Source organism: Comamonas testosteroni, from assembly GCF_000761245.1.
Lineage (GTDB): Bacteria > Pseudomonadota > Gammaproteobacteria > Burkholderiales > Burkholderiaceae_C > Comamonas > Comamonas testosteroni_C.
Genome location: NZ_AWOR01000089.1, coordinates 12745 through 37203 on the forward strand (window position 1 = coordinate 12745; position 24459 = coordinate 37203).

A 24459-nucleotide genomic window follows, 5' to 3' on the forward strand; every position below is an offset into this window, starting at 1 on the left:
ACCCATGAACCATCAAGATCTGATCGCCATCGACTTTCATACCCATGCCGAAGTCAGCTGCCGCAATCCCTTTGACAGCTATGGCGAGGAGTACGACCGAGCGGCCGACAAATACTTCGGCAGCTCGCTGCGTCCAACGATCGCCGAAACCATTGCCTATTACCGCGAGCGCAAGATCGGTCTGGTGATGTTCACGGTGGACAGCGAGGCGCAACTGGGCCGCCGCCGCATTCCCAACGAAGAGATTGCCGATGCCGCGCGCGAGAACAGCGACATGATGGTGGCGTTCGCCAGCATCGACCCGCACAAGGGCAAGATGGGCGCGCGCGAGGCCGAACGCCTGATCACCGAATGCGGCGTCAAGGGCTTCAAGTTCCATCCCACGGTGCAGGGCTTTCATCCCTATGACCGCATGGCCTGGCCCATCTACGAGGTCATCAATCACTACAAGCTGCCCGCCATCTTCCACACCGGCCACAGCGGCATCGGCAGCGGCATGAAGTGCGGCGGCGGTCTGCGCCTGGCCTACAGCAACCCCATGCTGCTGGACGACGTGGCCGTGGATTTCGGCGATATGCAGATCGTCATGGCCCATCCCAGCTTTCCCTGGCAGGACGAGGCGATCTCGGTGGCGCTGCACAAGCCCAATGTCTGGATCGATCTTTCGGGCTGGAGCCCCAAGTATTTCCCCAAGCAACTGGTGCAGTACGCCAACACCTTGCTCAAGGACCGTGTGCTGTTCGGCAGCGACTTCCCGCTGATCACGCCCGAGCGCTGGATGAAGGACTTCGAGGTCGCCGGCTTCAAGCCCGAGGTCATGCCTGGCATTCTCAAGGACAACGCCGTGCGGCTGCTGGAGCTGGACAGAAAGCGCGATGCCGCATGAAAGCTCAAAGGATCACCCCGGTGATCCTTTTTTCATGGCGCTTGAACCTCGGCCGAGGCGAGGCCTGAAGCAGTGTATTGAAATCGTGCAGTGTCTTTTTTTAAGACATTTTTTGTTTGATTTTTGGACAGTCGGGATGCGGGCTGAAACAAGACTCAGAGGAAAACCAGACTGGCACGAAGACTGCTAACTGCACACCATACAAAGACAAGCGGACACACCGCATCCATCCTCAAGGAGACAACACATGCACAAGCGCAGCCTGCTGCAGGCGGCCGTTCTGGCGGCCATGGTGGTTCATGTTCCCGGCGCCTTGGCGCAATCTGAAATCCGCATTGCCCATGTCTACAGCAAGACCGGGCCGTTGGAGGCCTATGGCAAGCAGACGCAGGCCGGGCTGTTGATGGGGCTTGAATACGCCACGAGCGGCAGCATGACGGTGGCAGGCAAGAAGCTGGTGGTGATCGAGAAAGACGACCAGGGCAAGCCCGACCTTGGCAAGAGCCTGCTGGCCGCCGCCTATTCGGACGACAAGGCCGATCTGGCTGTCGGTCCCAGCGCGTCGGGCGTGGCGCTGGCCATGCTGCCCGTGGCAGAGGAGTACAAGAAGATCCTGATCGTCGAGCCTGCCGTGGCCGATTCCATCACCGGCGACAAGTGGAACAAGTACATCTTCCGCACCGGCCGCAACTCCAGCCAGGATGCGATCAGCAATGCCGTGGCCATCGACAGGCCCGGCGTGACCATTGCGACACTGGCCCAGGACAATGCCTTCGGCCGCGATGGCGTCAAGGCCTTCAAGGAAGCGGTCAAGAAGGGCAAGTTGGTGCATGAGGAGTACCTGCCCGCAGCCACCACCGATTTCACGGCCGGTGCCCAGCGCCTGATCGACAGGCTCAAGGATGTTCCAGGCAAGAAGGTGATCTGGATTGTCTGGGCCGGTGCCGGCAACCCCTTCAAGATCGTCGACATGGACCTCAAGCGCTACGGCATCGAGATTGCCACGGGCGGCAACATACTGCCCGCCATGGCTGCCTACAAGAATATGCCGGGCATGGAGGGCGCCACCTACTATTACTTCGGCATTCCCAAGAACCCGGTGAACGAAGCCATGGTCTCCATGAGCTACAAGCAGTTCAAGGCTCCGCCCGACTTCTTCACGGCGGGCGGTTTCTCGGCCGCCATGGCCATCGTCACGGCACTCAAGAAGACTGGCGGCGACACCAAGACCAACACCTTGATCAAGGCTCTGGAAGGCATGAGCTTCGATACACCCAAGGGCGTCATGACCTTCCGCAAGGAAGATCACCAGGCCATGCAGAGCATGTACCACTTCAGGATCAAGAACGATCCGGCCATGGCCTGGGGTGTGCCCGAGCTGGTGCGCGAGATCAAGCCTGAAGAAATGAACGTTCCCGTGCGCAACCAGCGCTGATCCGGCCGGGAGATCCTCCCGCGCCCAACCGTCCTCTCAATTGATGAACCCTCGGAAACACGAGGGCTGGCATTGCTCATTCCTATTTCAACGATTCACGGAGACAAGGCATGCGAGTTCAATCCTGGAGAAGCGGCGTTGCCGCGCTGGCGCTATGGGGCGGCGTGAACCTGGCTGCGGTGGCGGCCGTGCCGCTGGGGCAATACAACATTGCCACCGACCAGATCAGCGTGTCGGGCCTGTCGTCGGGCGGCTTCATGGCCAATCAGCTGGGCAATGCCTACTCGGCAAGCTTCATGGGGGTGGGCATCTTCGCGGCAGGCCCGTATATGTGCGCGGGCCTGAACAATTACACGGCCTGCATGTACAACGCCAGCATCACGAGCGCACAGCTCAATGCCATGCAGTCCAGCATCGACAGTTACAGCAGCGCTGCCAGCATCGACGCCAAAAGCCGGATTGCGGCGCAGAAGATCTATATCTTCACGGGCACCAGCGACTACACGGTGGGCCCGAACCTCACCGATGCGCTGCAGACCCAGTACCTGAACAACGGCGTGCCGCAGGCCAATATCGCCTATGTCAAGCGCTCGGGGGCTGCCCATGTGCTGCCCACCGACTTCGATAGCAGCGGCAACAATGCCTGCAGCAGCAGCGCTTCGCCCTATATCAGCAATTGCGGCTATGACGGCGCCAAGGCCGCACTCACGCATTTCTATGGTGCGCTCAATCCGCGCAATGATGCTCCGGCCACTGGCAACTACATAGAGTTCAACCAGTCGGCCTATACCAATGCCAACCCCGGCATGGCCAGCACCGGCTGGCTCTATGTGCCGCAAAGCTGCGCCAGCGGCACGCAGTGCAAGCTGCATGTGGTGCTGCACGGCTGTCAGCAGAGCACGGACAAGATTGGCGACAAGTTCGTGAGAAACACCGGCTTTAGCCGTTGGGCCGATACCAACAACATCATCGTGCTGTACCCGCAGACCCGGGTGGACAACAACAACCGCAGCACAAGCAAGAGCGGTTCGCTGGCCAATCCCAATGCCTGCTGGGACTGGATTGGCTGGTATGGCAATGATTTCGCACAAAAGAGCGGTGTGCAGATGACGGCCATCAAGGCCATGATCGATCGCATTGCATCCGGCGCGGGCTCCGGCACCGGTGGCGGCAGTGGCGGAGGCAACCCGACCCAGCCAGCCCTGGCCGCTCCCACGGGGCTGGGGGCGTCGGCTGCTACCAGCACCAGCATGCAGCTGGACTGGGCTCCTGTGACCAGCGCTGCGGGCTATAACGTCTATCGCAACGGCAACAAGACCAACGCACTGCCGGTCTATGCCACCAGCTATGTCGATGCGGCGCTGAGCCCTGCCACCAGCTACAGCTGGACGGTGCGGGCCGTGGACGGCAATGGCGCGGAAAGTGCCGATTCTTCTGCCGTGAGCGGCACGACCCTGGCCGGCAGCAATCCTGCGGGCACTTGCACCACGGCCAGCAATTACGCCCATGTACAGGCCAACCGCGCCTATCAGCAAGGCGGCTATGCCTATGCCAACGGCTCGGGCCAGAACATGGGCCTGTGGAATGTGTTCTACACCACCACGCTGAAGCAGACCGGCAGCAACTACTACGTGATCGGGACCTGCCCCTGAGCAGCGACCGCACGCAACCGAGAAGGAAAGATCCGCTTCCATGGGCATTCTGGCAACGCAAGATCTCACCATCCGCTTTGGTGGCCATGTGGCCGTGAACGCTGTGACCTGCTCGTTCGAGCCGGGCACGCTCACGGCCATCGTGGGCCCCAATGGGGCCGGGAAGACGACTTATTTCAATCTGATCTCGGGCCAGCTCAAGGCCAGTTCCGGCAGGGTCACGCTGGGGGGGCGTGATCTGAGCGGCCTGCCCGCATCGGCGCGTACGCGCGCCGGGCTGGGCCGGGCCTTTCAGCTCACGAATCTCTTTCCGAATCTGAGCGTGCAGGAGAACGTGCGGCTGGCGGTGCAGGCCAGCATGACGGGAGCGCATCGCCGCGGCTTGAACCTCTGGAGCATCTGGAGCGATCACCGGGCGGTCACGCAGCGTGCGCGACAAATCCTGGAGCGGGTCTTCATGTCCGAGCGTGCCGACACCGTCGTCGCCAGCCTGCCGCATGGCGACCAGCGCAAGCTCGAGGTGGCGCTGCTCATGGCGCTGGAGCCGCAGGTCTATATGTTCGACGAGCCCACGGCGGGCATGAGCCATGACGAGGCACCGGTGATTCTGGACCTGATACGTGAACTCAAGAAAGACCGCAGCAAGATCATCCTGCTGGTGGAGCACAAGATGGATGTGGTGCGCGAACTCGCCGATCGCATCATCGTGCTGACCAATGGACAGCTGGTGGCCGACGGCAAGCCTGCCGAGGTCATCGCCTCGCCCGTGGTGCAGCAGGCATACCTGGGGCTGACGCCCCAGGATGCCGTTGGCGGCACTGACGCTCCCCCCCATCCCAGCCTTCCCCCGTCCGGGGGAAGGGGAGAACAGCCATGAGCGAGCTGCTGTTGAAACTCCAGGGCGTGCACACCCATATCGGCGCCTATCACATCCTCCACGGTGTGGACTTGGCTGTGCCGCGCGGCGAGGTCACCATGCTGCTGGGCCGCAACGGCGCGGGCAAGACCACGACGCTGCGCACCATCATGGGCCTGTGGCAGGCCAGCCAGGGCCGCATCCAGTTTGCGCAGAAGGACATCACCCAGCTGTCCACGCCGGCCATTGCACGCCTCAATATCGCCTATGTGCCCGAGAACATGGGCATCTTTGCCGACCTCACGGTCAAGGAAAACCTGCTGCTGGCTGCACGCGCCGCCGCCCATGCGGGCCAGATGGATGCCGCCCGGCTGGACTGGATCTACCAGCTGTTCCCGGCCGTGCAGAAGTTCTGGAATGCGCCTGCGGGCAAGCTCAGCGGCGGGCAGAAGCAGATGGTGGCCGTGGCGCGCGCCATTGTCGAGCCGCGCGATCTGCTCATCGTGGATGAGCCCAGCAAGGGCCTGGCTCCCGCCATCATCAACAACATGATCGAGGCCTTTGCCCAGCTCAAGGCCGGCGGCGTGAGCATCTTGCTGGTGGAGCAGAACATCGACTTCGCAAAACGCCTGGGCGACGGCGTGGCCGTGATGGACAACGGCCGTGTCATCCACGCGGGCCGCATGGCCGATCTGGCGGCCGACGCGCAGCTGCAGCAGAGGCTGCTGGGGCTGTCGCTATGAGAAAAAACACATCAAAAATGCCATTGGTCTATATGTATAGAGCGCGAGTAGCTATGTATTTTGAAGCGACAGCGCGCCATGGGAGAGTGCCTGCATGAGCTTTAAGGATATGGATTACAAGCCGCTGTTGCTGGTGCCGCTGCTGGCGCTGGTGACGCTGCCGCTGGTGGGTTCGCCCAGCACCTGGCTGACGCTGACGGTTGCAGGTTTGGCCATGGGCATGATCGTCTTCATCATCGCTTCGGGTCTGACGCTGGTGTTCGGCCTCATGGATGTGCTGAACTTCGGGCACGGCGTGTTTATCGCGCTCGGCGCCTTTGTGGCCACCAGCGTGCTTGGCGTCATGGGCGACTGGACTGGCTCGGACCAGCTCTGGCGCAATCTGGCCGCCGTCTTTGCGGCCATGCTGGTGGCGATGCTGGTGGCTGGCGCCGTGGGTCTGGCCTTCGAGCGCTTCATCGTGCGCCCGGTCTACGGCCAGCACCTCAAGCAGATTCTCATCACCATGGGCGGCATGATCATCGGCGAGGAGCTGATCAAGGTCATCTGGGGCCCGCAGCAGATACCGCTGCCCCTGCCCGATGCCATGAAGGGCGCGTGGCTGCTGGGCGATGCGGCCGTGGAGAAGTACCGCGTGTTTGCCGTGCTGGTGGGCGCGTTGGTGTTTGCAGGGCTGGCCTGGACGCTGGCACGCACCAAGCTCGGCCTGCTGATCCGCGCCGGCGTGCAGGATCGCGAGATGGTCGAGGCGCTTGGCTACCGGGTGCGCAGCCTGTTCATAGGCGTGTTTGTGGCCGGCTCGGCCCTGGCCGGGCTGGGCGGCGTGATGTGGGGGCTGTATCAGCAGAACGTGATCCCGCAGATGGGCGCCCAGGTCAATGTGCTGATCTTCATCGTCATCATCATTGGTGGGCTTGGCAGCACCGGTGGTGCCCTCATCGGAGCGCTGCTGGTGGGGCTGATGGCCAACTACACGGGCTTTCTCGTGCCCAAGGTGGCGCTGTTTTCCAATATCGCGCTGATGGTCGCCATCCTGCTCTGGCGTCCCCAAGGCATCTATCCGGTCGCCAACCGCTGAAGGACAACAGAATGCTCAACCGTTTGCTCTCGGGCGATCTGCCGCGCAGTCGCATCCTGGCACTGATGCTGCTGGCGATCTTCCTCGGTCTTGCCGTGGCGCCGTTCGCCTTTCCCGGCGTCAAGGCGCTCAATGTGGCGGCCAAGGTGCTGATCTTTGTGGTGCTGGTGGCCAGCTTTGACCTGCTGCTGGGCTATACCGGAATCGTCAGCTTTGCCCACACCATGTTCTTCGGCATAGGAGCCTATGGCGTGGCCATTGCCTCCGGCAAGCTGGGGCCGGGCTGGGGGGCGCTGGCTCTGGGGGGGGGTGCGGCGCTGCTGGTGTCGCTGCTCTTGTCCCTGGCCATCGGCCTGTTCTCCCTGCGTGTGCGCGCTATCTTCTTTGCCATGATCACGCTGGCCGTAGCGGCCGCATTTCAGACCCTGGCTTCGCAGCTGTCCGACTGGACGGGAGGCGAGGACGGCCTGACCTTCAAGATGCCCGCATGGCTGTCGCCCAGCTTCGAGCCCTTCGAGAACGAGATCTTCGGCATTCTCATCGACGGCAGGATCATCAGCTACTACCTGCTGTTTGCCGTGACTGTGGTTCTGGTGCTGATGCTGCTGCGCATTGTCAATTCGCCGTTCGGCCGCGTGCTGCAGGCGATTCGCGAGAACGAATTCCGTGCCGAAGCCATTGGCTACCGCGTGGTGGTCTATCGCACCACGTCCAGCGTGCTCTCGGCCCTGTTTGCCTGCGTGGCCGGTGCCATGCTGGCTGTCTGGCTGCGCTACAACGGGCCCGATACCTCGCTCTCGTTCGAGATCATGATGGACTGTCTGCTCATCGTGGTGATCGGTGGCATGGGCACGATTTATGGCGCGGTGATCGGCTCCGTCATCTTTCTGGTCGCGCAAAGCTATCTGCAGGATTTTCTGCGGCTAGGCAGCGAAGCCGCCGTCAGCCTGCCATGGCTGTCGGCCCTGCTGTCGCCGGACCGTTGGCTGCTGTGGCTGGGTCTGCTGTTCGTGCTGTCGGTCTACTACTTCCCTACCGGCGTGGTTGGCCGGCTGCGCGCGGCTGCGGCGCGCCAACCCTGACATCTTTTACTGGCATCCCTTCTCTGACTGCTTTCACTACGACAGGAGACAAAGCCCATGCCGAAGACCTATGCGATTGCCTTACCGCCCTCAGCCCTAGCGGTGCTGGCGGCTGCCGTGCTGAGCGCCTGCGGGGGCGGCGACGGAGGCGAACTCAATGCCAAACCCGGCTACCTGGGCACGGTGCGGCAACAGAGCTATGACGGCAGCAGCGATGACCTGCTGACCGCAGGCATGGGCAAGAGCGGCCTGGCTGCGGCCACAGCACCGGGCTTTGCCATTGCGCTCCAACCCACGGCGGCCGAGTTGCGCCGCCTGGCCATCTACACCAATTACCGCGCCATGCTGGACATGACTGCTGCGGGTGGCTATGGCACGCTCTACGGCCCCAATGTGGATGCGCAGGGCCGGGTGACGGCCGGCGAAGGCAGGATTGCAGGCATCGAGTACATCGCATTCTCGGACGACGGCACGGGCCGCAAGAACGTCACGCTCATGGTGCAGGTACCGGCCAGCTTTGACCCAAGGAAGGCCTGCATCATCACCGCCACGGCTTCGGGATCGCGCGGCGTGTACGGCGCCATCACTACGGGTGAATGGGGGCTCAAGCGCGGCTGCGCGGTGGCTTATTCCGACAAGGGAACCGGCGCCGCGCCACATGACCTCATGAACGACACTGTGCCGCTGATCGACGGCACGCGCAGCACGGCTGCCGCAGCGGACAAGCAGGCTGCATTCAATGCGGGACTCACGGCTGGCGAACTGGCCGCCTTCAACACGGCCATGCCCAACCGCTTTGCCTTCAAGCATGCGCATTCGGGCCAGAACCCAGAGAAGGACTGGGGCCGTACCACGCTGCAGGCCGTGGAGTTCGCCTACTACGTGCTCAACGAGCGCTATGGGGACCGCAACATTCTGGGCGAACGTCTGCGGACGCTCAAACCGAGCAACACCATCGTCATTGCCTCGAGCATCTCCAACGGCGGCGGCGCGGCGATTGCCGCCGCCGAGCAGGACTCGCAGGGGTTGATCAACGGCGTAGCCGTGTCCGAGCCTGCGGTGGAATTGCCCGCCAGCCCCGGCGTGACCGTGCAGCGCGGCGGCACGGCACTGCCTGTGGTGGGCAAGACGCTGGTGGACTTCACGAGTTACGCCAACCTCTATCAATCCTGCGCCTCGCTGGCGGCATCAGTCAGCAGCTCGCCCTATGCGGCTGCGTTTGCCGCTGGCTTTGCCAGCACGGCTCTGCCGATTGCGCCCAACCGCTGCGCGGCACTCAGGACTGCCGGTTTGCTGAACGCCACGACCACGGCGGCGCAGGCCGAAGAAGCTTTGCAGAAGCTGCGCGACTATGGCTGGGAGCCGGAGTCCAGCGAGCTGCATGCCTCGCTGGCCGCCTTTGAGGTGGCGCCCGCAGTGTCTGTCACTTTTGCCAACTCGCTCTCGCGCGCCAGCGTGAAGGACAACCTCTGCGGCTACAGCTATGCCGGTGCGACGGCTGCGGGCGCAGTGACGCCGCTGGCCCCTGAGGCGCTGGCCAGCATGTTCTCCACGGGCAACGGCGTGCCGCCATCGAGCGGCGTTCAGCTCATCAACAACAAGGGCAAGTTCGGTGCCGCGCGTGACTTCCTCTCCGTCTCGATGAACTCGGGCGTGGCCGACTGGAACACGCCGGGTGCGCTGTGCCTGCGCAATCTCGTCACCGGCAACGATGGCGCCGCCAGGGCGCTGCAGGCCGGTGTCGACGAGACAAGACGCAACGGCAATCTGCAGGGCAAGCCGGCCATCATCGTCCATGGCCGTGCGGATGCGCTGCTGCCTGTGAACCACACGACGCGGCCCTATGTGGCGCTCAACCGGAAAGTGGAAGGCGCTGCCAGCAAGCTCAGCTATGTGGAGGTTACAAATGCCCAGCACTTCGACAGCTTCATCGGCCTGCCCACCGTGCTGCCGGGTTACGACACGCGCTACATCCCGCTGCATGTCTACCTGAACCGCGCGCTCGATGCCATGTATGACCACCTTGCCAGCGGCAAGGCGCTGCCGCCCAGCCAGGTGGTGCGCACCGTGCCGCGTGGCGGCAACCCGGGTCAGGCACCGGCCATACAGCCGGCCAATCTGCCGCTGATTGCCGGTACGCCGGCAGCGGCCGACAGGATTGAGGTCAGTGCCGGAGCCATCCGCGTGCCGGACTGATACGCATGACCGGCCGGCGGCTACGGCTGCCGGCCGACTACCGAAGTTGATAGCTGATAGCGCTTATCACATATGCGCTAGAGGCCTTTTTGATGCTGAAACCTGCCATGCCCAACAACTGCGCTTCTGCGGCCATCGTGCCGGCATCCCGCTATGCGAACTGCGCTGGCTACGAGATTCATTACCTGGATTGGCTGCCGCAAGGCCCGACCAAGGCCACGGTGATCGCCTGGCATGGCCTGGCACGCACGGGCCGCGACATGGATGCACTGGCGCAGTTTCTTGTGGCGCAAGGCTATCGCGTCATCTGTCCGGATACGCTGGGGCGCGGCCTGAGCCAGTGGAGTCGCAATCCGCGCGAGGAGTATCAGCTGCGCTTTTATGCCCGTCTGGCGTACGAACTGATGGATGCGCTGGCGCTGCAGCAGGTGCACTGGGTGGGCACCAGCATGGGCGGTGCGATAGGCACGGTCTGCGCATCCGGCCTGTTCGAGCCGGATCTCAGGCAGCGCATTCTCACGCTCACGCTCAACGACAATGCGCCCGAGCTGGCCGAGGCTGCGCTGGCCCGCATCAGGAGCTACGCCGGCCGGCCGCCGGTGTTCGACACCGTCGCCGAGCTGGAAGGCTTTTTTCGCGCGGCCTACAAGCCCTATGGCTGGCTCAGCGATTTCGAGTGGCGCAAGCTGACCGAGACCAGCACGCGCCGTTGCGACGACGGCCGCGTCACCCCGCATTACGACCCGCGCATGATCGAGCAGTTCACCGAGCATGACAACGACTATCTGCTCTGGGATCACTATGACGCGCTGCAACTGCCCGTGCTGTTGCTGCGCGGCGAGCAGTCCGATCTGGTGCTCAAGCCTGTGGCCGAGCAAATGCAGCAGCGCGGTCCCGGTGCCCAGGGCCTGCTGACCTGGCTGGAAGTGCCGGACTGCGGCCATGCACCGGCGCTCAATGTGAGCCCGCATTTCAAAGCCGTTCTGTCCCATCTGCACCAGGCTTGAAGCGCAACAACCTCGCAGCACTGGGGATGTTCGCGTCTCGCTAGCATCGGTGGCTCACCCTGGTCGGGGTAAGGAGCGTGGGTCATGGGTTTTGTCGTGGATCTGATTCGGGAATACGGCTTCGGCATTGTCTTTCTCAACGTGCTGGTGGAGCAGCTGGGCGCACCCATCCCGGCCTATCCGGTGCTGGTGGTGACCGGAGCGCTGGAGGGCGGCAGCCTGGCACGCCTGGGCTGGCTCACTGTGATTGCGGTGGCCGCAGCGCTGATTGCCGATGTGCTCTGGTACCAGGCAGGCAGAGCCTATGGGCACAGGGTGCTGGGACGTATCTGCCGCATTTCGCTCTCGCCCGATGCCTGCATCCGTCAGACCGAGTCCGTCTATGGTCGCTGGGGAGCCAGGTCTTTGCTGGTGGCCAAGTTTGTGCCGGGCTTTGCCTCCATTGCCAGCGCGCTGGCCGGTGTCGTGGGCACGCCGCTGCGTACCTTTGTGTTGTTCGATACGCTGGGGGCCCTGATCTGGGTGGGCTCGGCGGTGTTTCTGGGCTCGCTGTTCAGTTCCACGGTGCAGGATCTGCTCGATGTGCTGACGGCGCTGGGCAAATGGGGGCTGCTGCTGCTGTGCGTGGCGTTCGCGGTCTTCGTGGCGCGCAAATGGTGGCAGAGGCAGCGCGTGGTGCGTTCGCTGAAGATGCCGCGCATGTCGGTCGAGGAACTGGCGGGGCTCAATGCCCAGGGCATCACGCCGACGGTGATCGATGTGCGCGAACCCCTGCTCTTCGGTCAGGGTCATATCCCCGGTGCCAGCTCCTGGCTGGAGCATCAGGGCAAGGGCAGGGCGGCCTACGAGCACTTGCTGCCGCGCGAGCGGCATGAGCATGGACTGGTCGTGTATTGCGACTGCCCCGACGAGATCTCCGCCGCGCGCGTGGCCAGGCAATTGCAGCGTGCGGGATTTCACAACGTCCGGCCATTGTCCGGTGGCCTGACGGCCTGGGAGGCAGCCGGCTTCGAGCTCGAAAAGCCCCAGGCCTGAGCAGGCCCCAAAAGAAAACGCCCTGACCATTCCTTGGGCAGGGCGTCGGGTGGGGTCGAGGCGCTTACTTGCCGGCAGGCATGGAGCAATGCCCGCCCTGTGCGGCCTGGCCGGAGCCGGCGGCAATCAGCGGCGCTTCGAAGCGCAGGTCAATGGCCGGCGATGTATGAACGTCCCAGGCCAGAAAGACGAGCAGCATGGCCCAGAATACGGTGCGCAAGGTGCTTGGTGAGGTCATGGTTGTTCCTTGCTCAGAAGCCGAAATGGCGGCGGATGCGCAGGCCGAAAATGGTGCCCGCAAATGCCAGTGGGACCCAGATCCAGCCGTGGATGGAGCCGGTGGAGATGCCCGAGAGCATGGCGCCCACATTGCAGCCGAAAGCCAGGCGCGAGCTATAGCCGAGCACCAGTCCCGCCACCAGGGCCACGACCCATTGCGTGCCTGTCAGTGCCTTGGCAGCCGCGGGCTTGCCGGCGGCAATCCACAATGCGCCGCCCAGAATGCCGATATTGGTGATGCTGGTCACGTCCAGCAGTACGGTCTCGTGCAGGCGTGCCGCATTGCCGGGCTGGCTCCAGAACCAGTTGCTGGCCAGATCGACGGCGCCCGTGGCGTTGGCGATCTTGGCGGCCCACAGACCAAAGCCGTAGACCACGCCCCAGGGCTGGCCCGCAATGATCAGATTGAGCGTGGCCAGGATGGCCAGCAGTACGGCGCCGACCAGCCATTTGCGCACCAGCAGCGGCTTGGCCGGGCGGTTCAGGGCGGCATTGGCCTTTTTCACATACAGGGCCACGCCTGCCGCGATCACGGCCAGCGCGACCAGCGTGGCGATCAGCGCTGGAGCCCAGCCCCATTGCGTGACCAGGCCCACGGGTGCTGTATTGCCCAGGTCCAGCCACCAGCCCAGGTGCAGACTGCCCAGAAAGCTGCCGATCGCAAACAAGGGCAGTATGGCCGTGTTCATGGGGATGCCCATGCCTGCCTTGTAGAGGGTGCCGCTGCCGCAACCGTCGGCGATCTGCATGCACAGGCCGAAGACAAAGGCTCCAACCAGCAGGCTGATGCTGGGGGGGCCCAGAGCAGCCGTCAGCTCGGGGAAATGGCCCAGCAAAGGCATGGCCAGGGCTGCAGCCAGCGCCAGCAGCAGCAACTGGCCAAAGATGCCGCTGCCGTCTTTTTCCTCGACCAGCATGCGCCAGCCCGTGGTGAAGCCAAAGCGCTTGCCGGCCAGCACCGCGCCCAGGCCTATGCCCACGGCGAACAGCGCCGCCTGACGCACCGAGACCGACCACAGCAGCCAGCCAAAGAAAACGGCCAGCAAGGCCGTTATGGGAAGTCGTTTCATGTGTTTTTATGGAATTGATGGGTCAGGACTGCGACGCACTTTCCGCAAAGGGCATGCACCCAGATCAGAGACAACGAGCAAAGGCCGCCCTGCAGCGAGGTTGTTGTCCCCTTGGGGAAGGCGCGAAGCGACTCAGGGGAGTCATTTAAAAGTTTTTTCCCACCATTTTTGGGCGTCATAGGCCAAAGACTGGGCGCGGCCCGGCTGGTTGGCCATGCGCGGCGCGTCCTTGGATTGCGTCCAGTCCACCATGGAGCCCGCATACAGCTTCACATTGGGCAGGCCCGCCATTTCGGACAGGCCGAACCAGTCGGTGGCCGCCCAGTGACCGGTGTTGCAGAAGGCAACCATGTCCTGGCCTTGCGGGCGCTGGACCTTGGCAGCGATTTCCCTGGCCTTGGCGGCATCCACGAACTGTGAGGTACCGGGCACAAACCATTGATTGAAATCCAGTTGCTGGGCGCCGGGCAGGGTGCCCGAGAGCTTGGCGGCGGGCGCACGGGTCTTGCCCAGATAGAAGGCGTCGGGGCGTGAGTCCACCAGAGCCGCGTTGGAGAGGTCGAGATGCCTGCCCACGTCCTGCTGGGTGGCCAGCCAGTTGGCGTCAAAAGTCGGAGCGTAGCTGCTGGGCGCAATCTGCGTCTGGGTCTTGCCCAAGGGCTTGCCTGCGCTTTCCCAGGCCTTCATGCCGCCGTTGACGATGGACAGCTCCTTTAGGCCCAGGCTTTTGAGCGTCCAGTACACACGCGCCGCGGCACCAAAGTCCGTGGCATCGGCACCGCTGGAGATCACGATGGCGTGTGTGGCTGGCGTCAGGCCCAGCGACTGCACCAGCGCCACCAGCTTGGCCTGGTCGGGCAGCTCGCCGGGATTGGTGGCCGGGCCGCGCCATTTGCCGTAGGGAGCGTTGGCGGCCTGGGCAATATGGCCGGCCTCGAAGGCTTTGGGGTCGCGGATATCGATGAGGCGGACATCGGCCTGCTGCAGCAGCGGCTGCAGCTGCTCGGGGTTGAGCAGGGGCTGGGCTGCGAGCGCCCAGGCGCTGGTGCCCAGGCCCAAGCCCAGAACCAGCGCATAGCTTGTCAGAGAGTTTTTCATGGCAGGAGTCGGCAAAGCCGATTCGTCAGGGGCATGGCTATGCCCAGGGCCTCTATTGTCCGGCCTTGCCGCGACAGGGCCAACCAAGAAAAACTTGTCTGCTTATTGCCTGGGGTCATGAACCGGCGAACAAACAGCGTGGTTTCTGATAGATATGGTTAAAAGTGGGCGAATCGGCTTGTGAGTAAGCGATTGCAGCTATTAATTTTGAAAAATCATGCGCTTTGCCCAACCGGAAACAGCTCTTGCACTGCCCGCCGGATACCGCCATAGCCCGTACAGCGGCAAAGGTTTCCGCACATCTGGGCCTCGGCCTCGGCGACCGTGGGACGGGGTTGCTGCTGGTGCAGCCAGCTCATGCTCATGACCATGCCGGCGGTGCAATAGCCGCATTGCACGCCGCCGCAGCGCGCCAGAGCCTCGCGCACGGGTTCGCTGGCGCTGTCCTGTGCCACGGACTCGATGGTGCGCACGGTCTGGCCCTGGATCTGATAGGCCATCAGCAGGCAGGCGTTCACGGGCTCGCCGTTGAGCCATACCATGCAGGCGCCGCAGCGTCCCACTTCGCAGCCAGGCTTGGCCCCGGTGAGGTGCCAGTGCTCGCGCAGCAAGGTCAGCAGCCGGGTATCGGGGCTGCAGCTGGCGCTGACCGGCTGGCCGTTCAGATTCAGCTGCAGCACAAAGGACGAGGCTTCCTTCGCGCTGGCTGTGGGTGGCTTGCCGCTGTGATCAGGGATGTGGGTCGTCATGGTGTGGAGGGCTCCGCGCCCGCTTCCAGCAGGGCAATCACGCGCTCCGGGGTCATGGGCAGTTGGGTGATGGGATGCTGCAGTGCGGCGGCCAGGGCATTGGCCACTGCGGGCAGGGCCAGGTTGACGCTGATCTCGCCGGCTCCGCGCGGGCCTATGGGATCGCCCTCGGGAAGGTTCTCGATCGCCAGCACCTGCATATCAGGGGCATCGGCCAGCGTGGGGATCAGATAGCCGTCGAGATTGCGCGCCTGATAGTGGCCGTCCAGGCAGGCCAGCTCCTCCTGTGTGCACATGGCCAGGCCCATGAGGGCGCCGCCTTCCATCTGGCCCAGATAGCCCTGGGCCGATGCCACGGGGCCCAGGGCCGAGCACATCACCAGCCGCTGTACCTGGACCATGCCGCTCCAGGTGTCGACACATACCTGGGCAATGGCGGCGCAGGCTCCGAAGACGAAGTGGGTGTCATGCGCGTTGTCCTCCGGGTCCTCTGCGCGCAGGTCTATGGGGATACAGGGCGCTTGTTTGCCCAGTGCCTTTGCCAGATCGACGTAGCTCAGGCACAGGCCCGCAGCGCTTTCCAGGCCCCATGCGCCGCAGCACAGAGGGATATCGGGCAGCAGTCTTGCTGCGGCCAGGAGCAAGGCTTGCTGCCAGGGTCGGGCTGCCTCGTGCAAGGCGCGCCATACCAGCGTGGTGGCGCGCGAGGCGGCCACGGGGCCCGAGTCGGGCGTCAGCCGGGTATCGCCCAGCACCGGCCGGATGGCATCGGCGGCGCAGCCCAGATGCTGCGCGCCCAGGCTCTGGATGGTTCCGATCAGGTTCTGCCCCAGCTCGGTAAAGCCGCAGCGCAGCTCGATCGCACCGTCGGCAGCCAGGGCCAGTTCCATGCGGCAGTCGCTGGGCCCACCCTTGCCAAAGCCGTCGCTGCGATGGATCAGCGTGAGGCCCACACCGTGCAGATGGCGGCCGTCCCCGCTGGCCCAGCGATGCGGCCCGCGCCACAGCGCGTGCTTGCGGGCGACATCGAGTGCGCGCTGGGCACCGTCAAACGGTACGACCTGCTGGCCCAGCGGGCCGGGCGCTTCGGGAGCGGCGAGATTGAGGGCGCGAAACGAGTCAGATGTCATACCGACCAGCGCAGCCAGTCTGTCCATCTGCTGCTCGAGTGCAAATTGCACCTGCACGGCACCGAAGCCGCGAAATGCACCGGCGATGCCGTTGTTCGTATAGGCCAGCCTGGCGCCGAGGTCCAGAGCCAGATACCGGTAGGGGCCGGGGGCATGCTCGAGCGCGGCATCCAGCACCTCGGGGCCATGCGTGGCATAAGCCCCGGTGTCGGCCACTATCTGCACCTGGTGGTAGGTGAGCCGTCCCTGTGCATCGCAGCCGGTCTGCATTTCGATCTGCATGGGGTGTCGCTTGACACCCAGATCCACCGATTGCGGACGTGTCAGGTGCAAGCGCACGGGGCGCTGGGCCCTCCAGGCCAGCAGGGCCGCGATGGGTTGAATCGTCAGCTCGTCCTTGCCGCCGTAGGAGCCGCCCACGGGCGTGGCCACGGCGTGAACCCTGTCGTGAGGCAGGCCCAGCATGTCGGCGATGACCTGCTTTTCCCGCGCGGGGTTGTGGCCGCCGAAGAACAACTGCAGGCCGCCCGCGCCATCGGGCTCGGCCACACCACCTTCGGTCTCGAGAAAGGCATGCATCTGGCGCGGCGTCACATAGTGGTCCTGCACCCGGTGCACGGTGCTTGCCTGGGCCGCAGACAGGTCGCCCTGGCGGTGGCTGCAGGCATGCAGCAGATTACCGTCCTGATGGACCGGATGGGCGGCGGTCGCTGTCCCGTCAAGGGCGGTGACCGGGTCGCAGACCGGGGGCAGGAGTTCGTATTCGACGCGGATCAGCGCCAGAGCCTGGCGCGCCGTCTCCATGTCCACGGCCGCGACGGCGGCGACCGGGTCGCCCACATGGCGCACCTTGTCGATGCAGAGCACGGGCCGATCCGCCTTGCGCAGGCCGTAGTGCTTGAGGCCCGGGATATCGGCATGGGTGACCACGGCATGGACGCCCGCAAGCGCTTTGGCCGCGCTGGTGTCGATGCTCAGAATGCACGCATGGGGGTGGGGGCTGCCGAGAATCGCTCCTCGCAGCTGGCCCGGTCGAATTCGGTCGGTGAGAAAGCCAGGGTTGCCGCCGAGCTTGGCCCTGGCATCGGGCCGGACCGGCAAAGTCTCCAGGCCCAGCTCGCGGATGTGATGAGGAGTGAGGAATTTCATGGCAGCTCAGGCCAGCAGCCCGCAATGTCCGGCAATCAGGCGGCTGGCAATCCTGGCCAGATCGGGAGGCAGGCTTTGCTCGCAGGTGGTGCGTATATCGCCGAGGGAGGGACGGATCTGCAGCTCCTGCGCATAGCTCAACAGCTTTTCCGTGGCTTGCAGGCGGTGCACGCCTATGCCAGGGGCTGCCGCCGCAATGCGGTCCAGGTTCAGGCGCTTTTGTGCATCGCTCCAGCGCAAGGCCATGCGCAGGCGCGCGGGGGCGAATGCCGCGCGATAGCCGACCTTCTCGAACACCAGTGGCCGGGGCTCCATCACATTGCTGCGCGGCAGCAGGAACGACAGCATCAGAGGGCGGTCCATGAGCTTGAGCGTCTGCGCCAGCGACTGCAGGTTGCCGTCCGTCAACTCGACCTGCGCATCCATGGCCAGCAATACCGGGCAGCAGTCGCCTTCGCCCCAGCCTATATTGCCACCCAGGGTTCCCAGGCGGCGTATTCCCATGGCCCCTAGCTGATCCAGGGCCTGGACGAGCACGGGCGCGTGCTGCTGAACCCAGGGGTGACGGCGGACGGCCTCCAGCCGCATGCCTGCACCGATGTGCAGATATTGCGGGCCGAGGCTGATCTGCTGCATCTCGGGCCAGTGCATCACATTGATGAAATGCGTGGCCGACGGCGCCAGGTGAGGCTCTGCCCATGACTGCTGCAGCAGCGTGCCCCCGGCGATGAAGCAGGCGGCATTGCCGAGCTTGCGGGCCAGGGCCTGCGCGGCCTGGGGTGACGAGGGGTGGGTGAGCAGCATGGCAGCCTCCTGCTGGCGTGGTCCTCAGCGCTGCGCCCAGAAGGCTTGCTGCTGGGCGGCGATCTCGGCCTCCATCTCGGGTACCGGGCCGATCAGCTCCACGGCCTTCTGGCAATGGTCGAAGACATAGCGCGAAGAGACGCTCATGGTCGGGTTCTCGCCATGGCTGCCCGTGCATTCCAGCAGGCGGTGCTCGGTCATGCCGAACACGATGCGACCGATATTGGCCCAGTAGGCCGTACCGGCGCACATGCAGCAAGGCTCCACATTGGTGTAGAGCGTGCAGCTCCAGAGAAACTCGGCCGTGTAATTGGTGGCCGCCATGCGCGCCAAGGTCGATTCCGCGTGGTTGACGGTGTCGATATTGCACTGTTCCATGAGCACGCTCTCCTGGTCGGGGCCCACCAGCACGGCGCCGAAGGGGTGGTGGCCCATCTCGGTGGCGCGCTGGGCCACGCCCTGCGCGCGACGCAGATTGCGCTGGATTTGTTCGGCAGAGGGCGTCAGGCCCTGAGGGGGGAAGTTCTGGTCTGTCATGGTGGCGGTCCTTGTGTTGATCAGGCTGGAGTGCTGTGGCTCCAGGGAAAGAGGCGCTTGTGCAGCTGCTGCACGCCACCATAGAGCAGCAGGCTGCACAGCACCAGCAGGGCCAGTGCGGCAAAGGCCACGGGTACCTTGAAGGAGGAGGTGGCAAACAGAATCAGATAGCCCAGGCCTTTTTCTGCAGCCACAAACTCGGCGACCACGGCGCCCACGATGGCCAGCGTGATGGAGACCTTGAGGGCCGAAAACACATAGGGCACGGCAAACGGCATGCGAATCTGCCAGTACTGGCGGCTGGTGGTGGCGCGCAGCGAGCGCGAAAGCTCCACCAGCTCTGCCGGCACCGAAGCCAGGCCCAGGGCTGTGGAAACCACCAGCGGGAAAAAGGCAATCAGCGTGGTGATGACCACACGGGGCAGCAGGCCTGCACCCAGAGTGACGACGATGATAGGGGCGACGGCCACGATGGGGGTGGACTGGATCACCACCAGCCAGGGCATGATGATTTTCGAGAGCAGCTGCGAGCGCGTGATGGCGATGGCCAGCGGAATGGCCAGCGCGATCGCCAGCGCATAGCCTATGAGCGCGACCTGCAAGGTGGCCGTGACATGCTCCAGCCAGCGCTGCAGCCCCATCTCGGCAGCAGAGCGCCAGATCTGGCTGGGAGCGGGAAAAATGTACTCGGGGATATGCGCCAGGCGGCAGGCACACTCCCAGAACAGCAGGACAGCGAGGAAAACCAGCAGCGAAGCATGGCGTTGTAGGAGGGCAGACATAGGGGGCCTCTTGGGGCTGCGGGAGGATCTTCAGGCGTGTGCGGGGTGTTTGCTGAAGACCTGGAGACGAATCTCGTTGGCCATTTCGGTGAACACGGGATCGGCCAGGGTGGCCATGCTGCGCGGGCGTGCCAGCGGCACATCAATGATGTCGGCCACACGGCCCGGGCGGGCGCTCATGACCACGATGCGGTCGGATAGCAGCAAGGCCTCCTGGATGGAGTGGGTCACAAAGACCACGGTCTTGGGGCGCTCGTTCCAGATGCGCAGCAGCTCCAGGCTCATTTCGTCGCGTGTGAGTGCGTCCAGCGCCGAAAAGGGCTCGTCCATCAGCAGGATGTCCGGGTCATGCAGCAAGGAGCGTGCAATCGCGACGCGCTGCTGCATGCCGCCCGAGAGTTCGTGGGGCCGCTTGTGGCCGAAGTCCCTGAGGCCGATCATCTCCAGCAGCTGCTGGGCGCGGGCCTCTTCCTTCATTTCCACATGGCCGTATTTGTGGCGCATGGGAAAGGTGATGTTGTCCAGCACCGAGAGCCAGGGCAGCAGCGTGGGCTTCTGGAACACCATGCCGATCTCGTCGCGTGGTTCGGTCACGGGCAGATCGAAGATGCGTACCTCGCCGCTGCTGGGGCGGATCAGGCCCGCAATCAGGCGCAATATGGTGGACTTGCCGCAGCCCGAGGGGCCGATCAGCGAGACGAATTCGTGGCGGCGCAGATGGAGGTCCACGCCCTGCAGGGCCGTGACAGGGCTGCCATCGCTGGAGACAAAGGTCTGGGTGACCGCGTTCAGATCGATTACGTATTGCATGGCAGGCGATCAAGGAAAGAACAAGGGCGGGAGCGCGAAGGCGGCGCTGCGCCGCCCTCACATGGGATTTACTGGCTCAGAAAGCGGCGATCCACCAGCGTTTCCGGGTCGACCTTCTTGAGGTCGTAACTCATGGACTGGGCCACCCAGCCCCAGGTGGCAGCCAGCAGCCGGGGCTCGAATTTGCCAAGGCCGTCGCGCTGGCTGATCTCGTTCCTGAGCAGCGGGATGGAGGCTTCAAATTCGGCCTTGACCACGGCAGTGTCGGCTTCGGGCACCTGGGCCTTCAGCGACTCGGCCGCCTTTTGCGGGTTCTGGATGGAGAACTCCAGCGACTTGCCCAGTGCCCGCACATAGCGCTTGAGCACTTCGGGGCGTTCCTTGATGGTCTTGTCGCTGGCCATGACGGACCAGCCATAGCCGTCCAGACCGAACTGCGTCCAGGGCAGGACCGACAGTTCCTTGCCGGCCTGCTTGAGCACTGCGCCGAAGGCCGGAGCCACGGTCACCCAGTTGATGGTCGCATCCACGCGGCCCTGGGCCAGCATGGGAGCCAGCGTCGCCGGGTCCGACTTGATGACCTTGATCTTGCTGGCGTCCACGCCGTTCTTCTGCAGCACGATGGGCCACAGCGCATTCGACGAGGAGAAGGTGGGCATGGCCACCGTCTTGCCTTCCATGTCCTTCAGGTTCCTGATCTTGCTGTCGGCGCGCGTGAACAGCGCATCGGGCTGTTTGGAATACAGCGACATCACGGCCTTGACGGGAATCCTGCCTTCGGCAGCGGCCATCATCAGCGCCGAGATGCCGCCAAAACCCACATCGGCAGAGCCCGAGGCCACCTTGGTCACGGCATCGGCCGAGCCTCGGCCCGGAACAATCTTCACGTCCAGGCCTTCGTCCTTGAAAAAGCCTTGCTGCACGCCGGCATAGACAAAGGACTTGTCGCCCCCGGGCAGCCAGTCGAGCTGTACCGTGAGCTTGTCGGCCGCCTGCGCCGCTGCGCCACAGGCGACGAGCATGGCGGCAAGGGTGGAGCGTTTAAAGTAGGTAGTGGGGCACGTCATGAATAACTCCTGAAGAATGCGAGTTCGGGGCAACTGGTTGCTATACATTGATGAGCGGAATGCGTAAGCTCATAAACGGTTTCGATTGGATTTCATCTAAAGCCGGCAGCAAGGCGTCGCTCAGGGCCTGAGGGCAGGCCAGCTGGGGCACATGGCCGCAATCGAGGCTGATGCGCCTGGCGCCCGGCGTGAGCTGCTGCATGCGCTGCTGCAGCGGCAGCGTCACGGAGCGGTCCTGGCGACATTCCACATAGATACGTGGCACCCTGCCAAAACGCTCGGCGCTGAGCCGGTTCACCATGGCCCGGCCCGCTTCGGGCTGGACGCAGAGACGGCTGGCCGCCTTGAGCGCTGCGGTCCGAGGGCAGTCATGCAGGAACAAAGCCATGGCGGCTTCCAGCGGCACGCTGCTGGCATTGCGCTGCTCGTTCCAGGCCAGATGCGGGCCTATGCCCTGGTAGTCAAAGCCCGGATCGGCAGCGCGGCATTGCGCGATTACATCGCCATAGCTCATGCCGCTGGGCAGCATCATTCCGGCCAGATAGACCAGGGCGCTGACCCGCTCGGGGGCGGCCTGGGCGACCTGAGACGCCGTCATCCCGCCACCGCTGTGACCGACCACCACGGCAGGGCCGTCCAGCGACTCCAGCACGCGCAGCACATGGGCGGTGTAGCCGTCGAGATTGGCGCAGCTGTCGTCTTCGGCGGCGGCGTCGTTGCCCGGCAGATTGACGGCAAGCACCTTCCAGCCTCGGGCCTGCAGCAGCGGCGTCCAGGCTGCAAAAGCCCAGCTGCCCTGCCAGGCCCCGTGGATCAGCACCATATTGCGTGAGCTTTTCATCGTGGCCTCCGTCAACCGTAGGTGCGGCGATAGCATTCGATCTGGTGCTGCTCCACCGTGACAGCCGGGTATCTGGGCTGCTCGCCCTCGTCCAGGCAGGTGGGAATGCATTCCACCTTGTGCAGTGGGTTGCCCGTGAAGAAAAAGGGCACGGAATAGCGTTCGCGACCCGAGACATTGATGACCCGGTGCAAGGTGGAGACATAGCGGTCGTTGGTCCAGCGCGCGAACAGGTCGCCGATGTTGACGACGAAGGCGCCGGGCACGGGGGGGGCGTCGATCCAGCTGCCGAGGTCCTTGTCCCAGACCTGCAGGCCGCCGGCCTCGTCCTGCAGCAGCAGGGTCACGCCGCCGAAGTCCGTGTGCTCTCCGCAGCCTTTCTCGCCGGGTTCAGGGTTGGCGGGCTGGGGCGGGTAATGCAGCAGGCGCAGGGTCGCGGCGGCCTCCTTCAGATAGCCATCGAAGTGGCTGACCTGCACGCCCAGCGACAAGGCCAGGCCGCGCACAATGGTCGCGCCCAGACCGTAGGCGGCCTGGTAATAGTTCTGCATCACGGCGCGGAAGTCGGGCAGGGTTTCGGGCCATTGGTTGGGGCCGGTATTGAAGCGGCCGGCCAGCACGCGCGCATCGTTGGCCGCGACCTCGGCGCCGGCGTAAAAGCTTTCCTTGAGATCGGGCGGTGCGCCGCTCTCCAGCGTCTGGGCGCGCAGCGGCTCATAGCCGCGATTGCAGCGGGAGAGCTTTTTGTCCACGGCCAGCTTCTCGGTCATGGGCAGGTCAAAGAAGCGCTGGCTGGCGGCAAACAGGCTGCTGATCAGCGCCGGGTCTATGCCATGGCCGGTGATATAGAAGAAGCCGCGCTGTTCGCAAGCCTGGCGCAGTTGCTCGGCCACCAGGTGCTGATCCACAGGGTCATGGCTGCGCAGGCCGCTGATGTCGATGAGGGGGAGGGCAGAGGTGCTCACAAATGGCGTCCAGAAACTGAAGAACTGGAGTCAGTTTAGAAAGCGAAGTCCGTGCTGGATAGCGCAGCTTTTGCTGCGGGGTGATCTAAAAATGTGAGCGCTAATCGCTAATGGGTAAGGCGCTGCACGGCATTGGTGCATTCGCAAAAAGCGATGCGCACAATGCCGGTGCAGGCATAGGCAAGGGCGGGTTCAGCTCCTGGCGGAAGCCGCCGCAGCGGCGGTCTGCGTGCGGGCCACCCATTCACGCAGGGCGACGCTTTCCTCGTCCTCGCGGCTCTCTATGGCATCGGCCGCGATGCGATTGAAGGCGTCGAGTGCTGATGGCAGGGTACGCCCCGCGCGCACATAGACGCCGAGTTCGGAGTACAGCGTGGTGGGGGTATCCAGCGGCACATGGACCAGCCTGCCTTCGCGCAGCTCGCGCTCCAGTCCCAGGCGGCTCTGGAAGAAAATGCCCACGCCGCGTTCGGCAAGACTCTTGGCCAGCTCGATGGACGAGGTTTCCAGCAACACCTGCAATGCACGCTTGTGGTGCGCCAGCAAGGGCTGCAGCAAGTCGTGCATGGAGAGTTCGGGCGTTGGCAGAATCAGCGGAAAGGCCGCGCATTGCGCAAAGTCCACGCGTTCCAGTTGGGCAATCGGATGCTTGGGCGGCACGATGGCACCCAGTGCAAAGCGGCCCATGGTGCATTGGCGCAGATTGTCGTGGCGCTTGACCGAAAAGCCTATGCCCACGTCCGCGTCGCCCTGAATCACGGCCTGTGCCGCGTGCTGGGAGCCGCAGGTGCGCACATGAATCTGAATCGTGGGGTAGCGCCTGTGCATCTGCGTGAGCACGGCCGGCATCAGGTCGGCGTTCAGGCCCTCCACGGCGGCCACGCTGACGGAGCCCCGGCGCACGCCGCGCAGCAGCTCCAGCTCGGTGCTGAGGCGGTGCTCGTCCTGCAGCACCGTGATCACATGGCGCGAAAACACCTCGCCAGCGGCCGTGAGCCGCAGGCCCGAGCTCAGGCGCTCGAACAGCGGGCTGCCGATTTCATCCTCGAGCTGCAGCAGCTGGCGGTTGACTGCCGACGAGGCCACATGCAGATGGCGCGCGGCCTCGCGTATGGAGCCGCAGCGGCGAATCATGTCGAAATAGCGAATGGAGCGGGCGTGAATATGCATGCTACCGGAGGCAGCATATGCCGTGCCAGTTCGCTGGA

General features: G+C 64.2%; 23 protein-coding genes. 10 read left to right on the plus strand and 13 right to left on the minus strand.

Annotation, left to right across the window (positions count from 1 at the left end; genetic code table 11):
• The first annotated feature begins 4 nt into the window (after positions 1–4).
• The 10 genes from P353_RS24150 (at position 5) to P353_RS24195 (ending at position 11970) form a co-directional block, all read left to right on the plus strand.
• Entirely contained in the window at positions 5–886 is an 882-nt protein-coding gene (locus tag P353_RS24150) for an amidohydrolase family protein (RefSeq protein WP_034357944.1), read from the plus strand.
• Between the two features lie 247 nt (positions 887–1133).
• Positions 1134–2321 carry a substrate-binding domain-containing protein gene (locus P353_RS24155; RefSeq protein ID WP_034375432.1) on the plus strand — a complete coding sequence of 396 codons (1188 nt, stop codon included), beginning with the start codon at positions 1134–1136 and terminating at the stop codon, positions 2319–2321.
• A 110-nt stretch (positions 2322–2431) separates the two neighbouring features.
• Positions 2432–3973, plus strand: coding sequence for a fibronectin type III domain-containing protein (locus P353_RS24160; RefSeq protein ID WP_034375434.1), 1542 nt, complete (start codon positions 2432–2434; stop codon positions 3971–3973).
• Positions 3974–4013: 40 nt separating this feature from the next.
• Positions 4014–4850, plus strand: a complete 837-nt coding sequence (locus P353_RS24165) for an ABC transporter ATP-binding protein (protein WP_232776877.1) — start codon at positions 4014–4016, stop codon at positions 4848–4850.
• A complete protein-coding gene (locus P353_RS24170) occupies positions 4847–5572 on the plus strand; it encodes an ABC transporter ATP-binding protein (protein WP_034375437.1) in 726 nt (241 codons plus the stop codon). The genes P353_RS24165 and P353_RS24170 overlap by 4 nt, the downstream gene beginning before the upstream one ends.
• A gap of 94 nt (positions 5573–5666) precedes the next feature.
• Positions 5667–6650: a branched-chain amino acid ABC transporter permease gene (locus P353_RS24175; protein WP_034375439.1), complete on the plus strand. Its 984-nt coding sequence runs from the start codon at positions 5667–5669 to the stop codon at positions 6648–6650.
• Between the two features lie 11 nt (positions 6651–6661).
• Positions 6662–7732: a branched-chain amino acid ABC transporter permease gene (locus P353_RS24180; RefSeq protein ID WP_034375442.1), complete on the plus strand. Its 1071-nt coding sequence runs from the start codon at positions 6662–6664 to the stop codon at positions 7730–7732.
• A 57-nt stretch (positions 7733–7789) separates the two neighbouring features.
• Positions 7790–9928 (plus strand): D-(-)-3-hydroxybutyrate oligomer hydrolase, encoded by a 2139-nt coding sequence (locus P353_RS24185; RefSeq protein WP_080750670.1) that lies wholly within the window; start codon positions 7790–7792, stop codon positions 9926–9928.
• Between the two features lie 92 nt (positions 9929–10020).
• A complete protein-coding gene (locus tag P353_RS24190) occupies positions 10021–10935 on the plus strand; it encodes an alpha/beta fold hydrolase (protein WP_034375445.1) in 915 nt (304 codons plus the stop codon).
• An 84-nt stretch (positions 10936–11019) separates the two neighbouring features.
• Positions 11020–11970 carry a rhodanese-like domain-containing protein gene (locus tag P353_RS24195; RefSeq protein WP_034375447.1) on the plus strand — a complete coding sequence of 317 codons (951 nt, stop codon included), beginning with the start codon at positions 11020–11022 and terminating at the stop codon, positions 11968–11970.
• A 64-nt stretch (positions 11971–12034) separates the two neighbouring features.
• On the opposite strand, the gene P353_RS29700 is transcribed toward P353_RS24195, so the two are convergent.
• The 13 genes from P353_RS29700 to P353_RS24255 form a co-directional block, all read right to left on the minus strand.
• A complete protein-coding gene (locus P353_RS29700; RefSeq protein WP_196354067.1) occupies positions 12035–12208 on the minus strand; it encodes a hypothetical protein in 174 nt (57 codons plus the stop codon).
• 13 nt (positions 12209–12221) lie between these two features.
• Positions 12222–13319 carry a YeeE/YedE thiosulfate transporter family protein gene (locus P353_RS24200; protein WP_034357963.1) on the minus strand — a complete coding sequence of 366 codons (1098 nt, stop codon included), beginning with the start codon at positions 13317–13319 and terminating at the stop codon, positions 12222–12224.
• A gap of 141 nt (positions 13320–13460) precedes the next feature.
• Positions 13461–14417 (minus strand): sulfurtransferase, encoded by a 957-nt coding sequence (locus P353_RS24205; protein WP_034375451.1) that lies wholly within the window; start codon positions 14415–14417, stop codon positions 13461–13463.
• 215 nt (positions 14418–14632) lie between these two features.
• Positions 14633–15166, minus strand: coding sequence for a (2Fe-2S)-binding protein (locus tag P353_RS24210; RefSeq protein WP_034375452.1), 534 nt, complete (start codon positions 15164–15166; stop codon positions 14633–14635).
• Positions 15163–17445 carry a xanthine dehydrogenase family protein molybdopterin-binding subunit gene (locus P353_RS24215; RefSeq protein WP_034375454.1) on the minus strand — a complete coding sequence of 761 codons (2283 nt, stop codon included), beginning with the start codon at positions 17443–17445 and terminating at the stop codon, positions 15163–15165. Before P353_RS24215 ends, P353_RS24210 begins: the two co-directional genes overlap by 4 nt.
• Positions 17446–17451: 6 nt before the next feature.
• Positions 17452–18249: an FAD binding domain-containing protein gene (locus P353_RS24220; RefSeq protein ID WP_034375457.1), complete on the minus strand. Its 798-nt coding sequence runs from the start codon at positions 18247–18249 to the stop codon at positions 17452–17454.
• Positions 18250–18273: 24 nt separating this feature from the next.
• Positions 18274–18786 (minus strand): nucleoside deaminase, encoded by a 513-nt coding sequence (locus P353_RS24225; protein ID WP_034375460.1) that lies wholly within the window; start codon positions 18784–18786, stop codon positions 18274–18276.
• Between the two features lie 20 nt (positions 18787–18806).
• A complete protein-coding gene (locus P353_RS24230) occupies positions 18807–19568 on the minus strand; it encodes an ABC transporter permease (RefSeq protein ID WP_034375463.1) in 762 nt (253 codons plus the stop codon).
• Between the two features lie 30 nt (positions 19569–19598).
• A complete protein-coding gene (locus P353_RS24235; protein WP_003078463.1) occupies positions 19599–20378 on the minus strand; it encodes an ABC transporter ATP-binding protein in 780 nt (259 codons plus the stop codon).
• 68 nt (positions 20379–20446) lie between these two features.
• On the minus strand, positions 20447–21445 hold the full coding sequence (locus tag P353_RS24240; RefSeq protein ID WP_034375466.1) for an ABC transporter substrate-binding protein: 999 nt from the start codon (positions 21443–21445) through the stop codon (positions 20447–20449).
• Between the two features lie 40 nt (positions 21446–21485).
• Positions 21486–22286 carry an alpha/beta fold hydrolase gene (locus tag P353_RS24245; protein WP_034375469.1) on the minus strand — a complete coding sequence of 267 codons (801 nt, stop codon included), beginning with the start codon at positions 22284–22286 and terminating at the stop codon, positions 21486–21488.
• An 11-nt stretch (positions 22287–22297) separates the two neighbouring features.
• The gene (locus P353_RS24250; RefSeq protein ID WP_034375471.1) at positions 22298–23251 is read right to left on the minus strand and encodes an isopenicillin N synthase family dioxygenase; all 954 of its coding nucleotides are present in this window, start codon (positions 23249–23251) and stop codon (positions 22298–22300) included.
• A gap of 192 nt (positions 23252–23443) precedes the next feature.
• Complete coding sequence (locus P353_RS24255) at positions 23444–24421, minus strand: LysR family transcriptional regulator (RefSeq protein WP_034375473.1); 978 nt, start codon at positions 24419–24421, stop codon at positions 23444–23446.
• Positions 24422–24459 lie beyond the last annotated feature (38 nt).

Bases quoted from the DNA above. Each gene is read 5' to 3' on its own strand.
- P353_RS24225 (WP_034375460.1), bottom strand. From the start codon at position 18,786: ATGACAGACCAGAACTTCCCCCCTCAGGGCCTGACGCCCTCTGCCGAA.
- P353_RS24210 (WP_034375452.1), bottom strand. From the start codon at position 15,166: ATGACGACCCACATCCCTGATCACAGCGGCAAGCCACCCACAGCCAGC.
- P353_RS24185 (WP_080750670.1), top strand. From the start codon at position 7,790: ATGCCGAAGACCTATGCGATTGCCTTACCGCCCTCAGCCCTAGCGGTG.
- P353_RS24230 (WP_034375463.1), bottom strand. From the start codon at position 19,568: ATGTCTGCCCTCCTACAACGCCATGCTTCGCTGCTGGTTTTCCTCGCT.
- P353_RS24150 (WP_034357944.1), top strand. From the start codon at position 5: ATGAACCATCAAGATCTGATCGCCATCGACTTTCATACCCATGCCGAA.
- P353_RS24255 (WP_034375473.1), bottom strand. From the start codon at position 24,421: ATGCATATTCACGCCCGCTCCATTCGCTATTTCGACATGATTCGCCGC.
- P353_RS24190 (WP_034375445.1), top strand. From the start codon at position 10,021: ATGCTGAAACCTGCCATGCCCAACAACTGCGCTTCTGCGGCCATCGTG.
- P353_RS24240 (WP_034375466.1), bottom strand. From the start codon at position 21,445: ATGACGTGCCCCACTACCTACTTTAAACGCTCCACCCTTGCCGCCATG.
- P353_RS24220 (WP_034375457.1), bottom strand. From the start codon at position 18,249: ATGCTGCTCACCCACCCCTCGTCACCCCAGGCCGCGCAGGCCCTGGCC.
- P353_RS24155 (WP_034375432.1), top strand. From the start codon at position 1,134: ATGCACAAGCGCAGCCTGCTGCAGGCGGCCGTTCTGGCGGCCATGGTG.
- P353_RS24160 (WP_034375434.1), top strand. From the start codon at position 2,432: ATGCGAGTTCAATCCTGGAGAAGCGGCGTTGCCGCGCTGGCGCTATGG.
- P353_RS24245 (WP_034375469.1), bottom strand. From the start codon at position 22,286: ATGAAAAGCTCACGCAATATGGTGCTGATCCACGGGGCCTGGCAGGGC.
- P353_RS24170 (WP_034375437.1), top strand. From the start codon at position 4,847: ATGAGCGAGCTGCTGTTGAAACTCCAGGGCGTGCACACCCATATCGGC.
- P353_RS24215 (WP_034375454.1), bottom strand. From the start codon at position 17,445: ATGAAATTCCTCACTCCTCATCACATCCGCGAGCTGGGCCTGGAGACT.
- P353_RS29700 (WP_196354067.1), bottom strand. From the start codon at position 12,208: ATGACCTCACCAAGCACCTTGCGCACCGTATTCTGGGCCATGCTGCTC.
- P353_RS24205 (WP_034375451.1), bottom strand. From the start codon at position 14,417: ATGAAAAACTCTCTGACAAGCTATGCGCTGGTTCTGGGCTTGGGCCTG.
- P353_RS24200 (WP_034357963.1), bottom strand. From the start codon at position 13,319: ATGAAACGACTTCCCATAACGGCCTTGCTGGCCGTTTTCTTTGGCTGG.
- P353_RS24175 (WP_034375439.1), top strand. From the start codon at position 5,667: ATGAGCTTTAAGGATATGGATTACAAGCCGCTGTTGCTGGTGCCGCTG.
- P353_RS24165 (WP_232776877.1), top strand. From the start codon at position 4,014: ATGGGCATTCTGGCAACGCAAGATCTCACCATCCGCTTTGGTGGCCAT.
- P353_RS24195 (WP_034375447.1), top strand. From the start codon at position 11,020: ATGGGTTTTGTCGTGGATCTGATTCGGGAATACGGCTTCGGCATTGTC.
- P353_RS24180 (WP_034375442.1), top strand. From the start codon at position 6,662: ATGCTCAACCGTTTGCTCTCGGGCGATCTGCCGCGCAGTCGCATCCTG.
- P353_RS24235 (WP_003078463.1), bottom strand. From the start codon at position 20,378: ATGCAATACGTAATCGATCTGAACGCGGTCACCCAGACCTTTGTCTCC.